This window comes from Streptomyces sp. UH6, from assembly GCF_013421635.1.
In the GTDB taxonomy this organism is placed as follows: Bacteria; Actinomycetota; Actinomycetes; order Streptomycetales; family Streptomycetaceae; genus Streptomyces; species Streptomyces abyssomicinicus.
In genome coordinates this window covers 1-4274 of sequence record NZ_JACADT010000477.1, presented here as the reverse complement: position 1 = coordinate 4274, position 4274 = coordinate 1, and the positions used below count along the sequence as shown (strand labels likewise).

Here is a 4274-nt window from a genome sequence, read left to right as displayed (position 1 = left end):
TCGCGTTCCACCGCCTTGACGGCGCCCACCAGCGCGGCCGCGTGGCCCGGCAGCGGCGCGAGGGCCGTCGGGTGCGCGCCGTCGGCGTCCACCCGGCAGGGGATCTCCACCACGGCGTCCTCGTCGAGGCCGGGCAGGGCGCCCCGGTTGCGGACGTTGAGGATCAGCGTGGCCCTCTCGTCCCGGGCGATCGCCCGCATCAGCGCGAGCGCCACCTTCTCGTAGCCGCCGGAGAGGTCCTCCTCCTCGCGCTCCCCCGCACCCGCCGCGTCGCGGTTCTCCGCCATGTAGGTGGCCTCCCGCTCGGCCCGGGTGCGGTCCCACAGCTCGAGCGCGGGGACGCCGGGACGGCCGGCCTGCGCGTAGAAGCGGGCCTGCTGGTCGCGGAGGAAGACGCCGCGGGTCTGCCCGGCCTCCTGGTAGGCGCGCACCGTCTCGCGGTTGAAGTAGTAGTAGTGCAGGTACTCGTTGGGGATCGCGCCCAGCGCCTGAAGCCAGTCCGCGCCGAAGAGGCGGCCCTCCTCGAACGACTCGAGCAGTTCCCGGTCGGCGAGCAGCCGGGGCAGCAGGTCCTCTCCGTCGACGCGCACGGCGCGGACCCAGCCCAGGTGGTTGAGTCCGGCGTAGTCGACGAAGGCCCGTTCCGCGGGCACGCCGAGGACGCGGGCGACGCGGCGGCCGAGGCCGACCGGGGAGTCGCAGATGCCGATCACCCGGTCGCCGAGCCGGCGTGACATCGCCTCGGTGACCAGGCCGGCGGGGTTGGTGAAGTTGATGACCCAGGCGTGCGGTGCCAGGCGCTCGACCCGGCTCGCGAGGTCCACCGCGACGGGCACGGTGCGCAGGCCGTAGGCGATGCCGCCGGCGCCGACGGTCTCCTGGCCGAGGACGCCCTCCGCCAGCGCCACCCGTTCGTCGGCGGCCCGCCCCTCGAGGCCGCCGACGCGGATCGCCGAGAAGACGAAGTCCGCTCCGGTCAGCGCGGCGTCCAGGTCGGTGGTGGCCACCACCTCCGGGGCGTCGGGCACCCCCTCGGCCTGCTCGGCCAGCACCCGGGTGACGGCTGCGAGCCGCCCCTCGTCCACGTCGTGCAGCACCACACGGGTGACACGGCCGGGTGCCCGGTCGGCCAGCAGCGCTCCGTACACGAGCGGCACCCGGAAGCCGCCCCCACCAACGATCGTCAGCCTCATCCCGCCAACCTAACGCGGCAAGGCCGGGGGGACGGCGGGGGCGTGCGACGGGTACGCGGCATGGGCCCCCGGGAGGGACGGGGGACACGGGGCGGTGTGGGGTGGCACGAGGACGGGAACCCCTTCCGGGGTGACGGGCGGATCCGCCCTGACCTGCGCGGATCGCTCGGGAGGGCGCCGCCTCCGCATGGCCCGCGGCCCACCGCGGTACTCGGCCCTCACCCGTCCGACGAGAAAGTAGATGATCACATTGACCGAAGCGACCGGATCGGTGGGCGCCGTGCGGCGCGGGACCGGCGGCCCGCTGCCGGGTGCGCCCAACCCGCTGCGTGATCCCCGCGACCGCAGGCTGCCCCGGATCGCGGGCCCGTCCGGCCTCGTCATCTTCGGCGTCACGGGCGACCTGTCCCGCAAGAAGCTGATGCCGGCCGTGTACGACCTCGCGAACCGGGGTCTGCTCCCACCGGGCTTCTCCCTGGTCGGCTTCGCGCGCCGCGAGTGGGCCGACCAGGACTTCGCCCAGGTGGTGCACGACGCCGTGGAGCAGTACGCGCGCACCCCCTTCCGCGAGGAGGTCTGGCAGCAGCTCGCCCAGGGCATGCACTTCGTCCCCGGTGACTTCGACGACGACCGCGCGTTCGAGCAGTTGCGGGAGGCGGTCGAACAGCTGGACACCTCCCGCGGCACCAGCGGGAACTTCGCCTTCTACCTCTCGGTGCCGCCCAGGTTCTTCCCCCGGGTGGTCCAGCAGCTGGAGAAGCACGGCCTGGCCGAGGCCCCCCAGGGCTCCTGGCGGCGCGCGGTGATCGAGAAGCCGTTCGGCCACGGCCTGGCCAGTGCCCGCGCGCTCAACGCGCTGGTGCACGAGGTGTTCGCCCCGGACCAGGTGTTCCGGATCGACCACTACCTGGGCAAGGAGACGGTGCAGAACATCCTGGCGCTGCGCTTCGCCAACCAGATGTTCGAGCCGGTGTGGAGCCGTTCCTACGTCGACCATGTACAGATCACGATGGCCGAGGACATCGGCATCGGCGGCCGGGCCGGCTACTACGACGGCATCGGCTCCGCCCGCGACGTCATCCAGAACCACCTGCTCCAGCTGCTCGCCCTCACCGCGATGGAGGAGCCCGCCTCCTTCGACGCCGAGTCCCTGCTGACCGAGAAGCTCAAGATCCTCAAGGCGGTCCAGCTCCCGGAGGACCTGGGCGAGCACACCGTGCGGGCCCAGTACACCGGCAGCTGGCAGGGCGGCCAGCGGGTGCTGGGCTACCTGGAGGAGGACGGCATCGACCCCTCCTCCATGACGGACACCTTCGCGGCGATCAAGCTGGAGATCGACAACCGCCGCTGGGCGGGCGTCCCGTTCTACCTGCGCACCGGCAAGCGGCTGGGCCGCCGGGTCACCGAGATCGCGGTCGTCTTCCAGCGCGCCCCGTACTCGCCGTTCGACTCGACGGCGACCGAGGAGCTCGGGGCCAACGCGATCGTCATCCGGGTCCAGCCCGACGAGGGCATGACCGTGCGGTTCGGTTCCAAGGTTCCGGGCACCTCCATGGAGATCCGGGACGTCTCGATGGACTTCGCCTACGGCGAGTCCTTCACCGAGTCCAGCCCGGAGGCCTACGAGCGGCTCATCCTGGACGTGCTGCTGGGTGACGCCAACCTGTTCCCCCGCACCGAGGAGGTCGAGGAGTCCTGGAGAATCCTGGACCCGATCGAGGAGTACTGGGCCACCCACGGTGTGCCCGCCAAGTACCCGGCAGGCAGCTGGGGACCCCCGGAGGCCGACGAGATGCTCGCACGAGACGGACGGAGCTGGCGCAGGCCATGAAACTGGACCTCACCGACACCACGGCCGGAGAAGTCAACAAGGCGCTGCTCCACGCGCGCCGGGCGTCGGGCACACCGGCCGTCGGCATGGTGCTGACCATGGTGGTCGTGATCGACGAGGAGTTCGCCTACGACGCCATGCGGGCCGCGCAGCAGGCCTCGCAGGAACATCCCTCCCGGACGGTGGTGGTGATCCGCCGTCATCCCCGCAGCCCGCGGGACCGCACCCATCCGCGGCTGGACGCGGAGGTGCGGGTCGCCGCCGACGCGGGACCGGGCGAGACGGTGGTGCTGCGGCTGTACGGCGAGCTGCGGGACCACGCCCAGTCGGTGGTCCTGCCGCTGCTGCTGCCGGACGCGCCGGTGGTGGTGTGGTGGCCGGTCGCCGCGCCGGAGAACCCGGCCGGGGACGCACTGGGCGCGCTGGCGCAGCGCCGGATCACCGACATGGACGCGGCCTCCGACCCGCTGGCCGAGCTGGAGGTGCGGGCGGCCAACTACACGCCCGGCGACACCGACCTGGCGTGGACCCGGCTGACGCTCTGGCGTTCCGCCCTCGCCGCCGCCCTCGACCAGGAGCACGCGCCGGTGCGGGGCGTGGTGGTGGAGGCGGAGCCGGGCAATCCGAGCGCGGAACTCCTGGCCCGCTGGCTGCGGGAGCGGCTCCGGGTGCCCGGCGAGGTCCGGGCCTCCGTCGGCCCCGCGGTCACCGCGGTCCGGCTGGAGACCGACCGGGGCGAGCTGTCCGTGGTCCGCGAGGAAGGACCGCTCGCCGCCCTCACGCTGCCCGGCCAGCCGCCGAGGAGCCTGGCGCTGAAGATCCGGCCGACGTCGGAGCTGATCGCCGAGGAACTGCGGCGGCTCGACGCCGACGACATGTACGAGATCGCCCTGCGGGACGGCGCCGGGGCGCAGGCGGGAACCGGAGCGGAAGCAGGGGCCTGAGCAGGGCCGACACAGGTGCCGGGGCCGTCCGACGGCCGCGGACCTGCCCGACGAACGACCAGGAAGAAGTGACAGTCATGCAGCTCGGACTCATCGGTCTCGGCAGGATGGGCGGGAACATGCGCGAGCGCATCCGCCGGGCGGGCCACACCGTGATCGGGTACGACCGCGATCCGGACCTCTCCGACGTGGCCAGCCTGGCCGAACTGGCCGACTCGCTGGAGGCTCCCCGCGTGGTGTGGGTGATGGTCCCGGCGGGCGCACCCACCCAGTCCGTGATCGACGAGCTCGCGGGTCTGCTCGACG

At 73.0% G+C, this 4274-nt stretch carries 4 protein-coding genes; 3 read left to right on the top strand and 1 reads right to left on the bottom strand.

Annotated features, from left to right (window positions below; translation table 11 throughout):
* The coding region (locus tag HW445_RS20310; protein ID WP_180222412.1) for a 6-phospho-beta-glucosidase at nucleotides 1–1193 on the bottom strand (1193 nt) is incomplete at its 3' end.
* A 241-nt stretch (nucleotides 1194–1434) separates the two neighbouring features.
* On the opposite strand from HW445_RS20310, the gene zwf reads away from it, so the two are divergent.
* From zwf to HW445_RS20295, 3 genes are all read left to right on the top strand, one after another.
* A complete protein-coding gene (gene zwf, locus HW445_RS20305) occupies nucleotides 1435–3024 on the top strand; it encodes a glucose-6-phosphate dehydrogenase (protein WP_180222411.1) in 1590 nt (529 codons plus the stop codon).
* Nucleotides 3021–3968 carry a glucose-6-phosphate dehydrogenase assembly protein OpcA gene (gene opcA, locus HW445_RS20300; RefSeq protein WP_180222410.1) on the top strand — a complete coding sequence of 316 codons (948 nt, stop codon included), beginning with the start codon at nucleotides 3021–3023 and terminating at the stop codon, nucleotides 3966–3968. The genes zwf and opcA overlap by 4 nt, the downstream gene beginning before the upstream one ends.
* 77 nt (nucleotides 3969–4045) lie before the next feature.
* On the top strand, nucleotides 4046–4274 hold a 229-nt coding region (locus HW445_RS20295), incomplete at its 3' end, for an NAD(P)-binding domain-containing protein (RefSeq protein WP_257231181.1).

Coding starts and splice junctions, on each gene's coding strand:
- zwf (WP_180222411.1), top strand. CDS start 1,435: ATGATCACATTGACCGAAGCGACCGGATCGGTGGGCGCCGTGCGGCGC.
- opcA (WP_180222410.1), top strand. CDS start 3,021: ATGAAACTGGACCTCACCGACACCACGGCCGGAGAAGTCAACAAGGCG.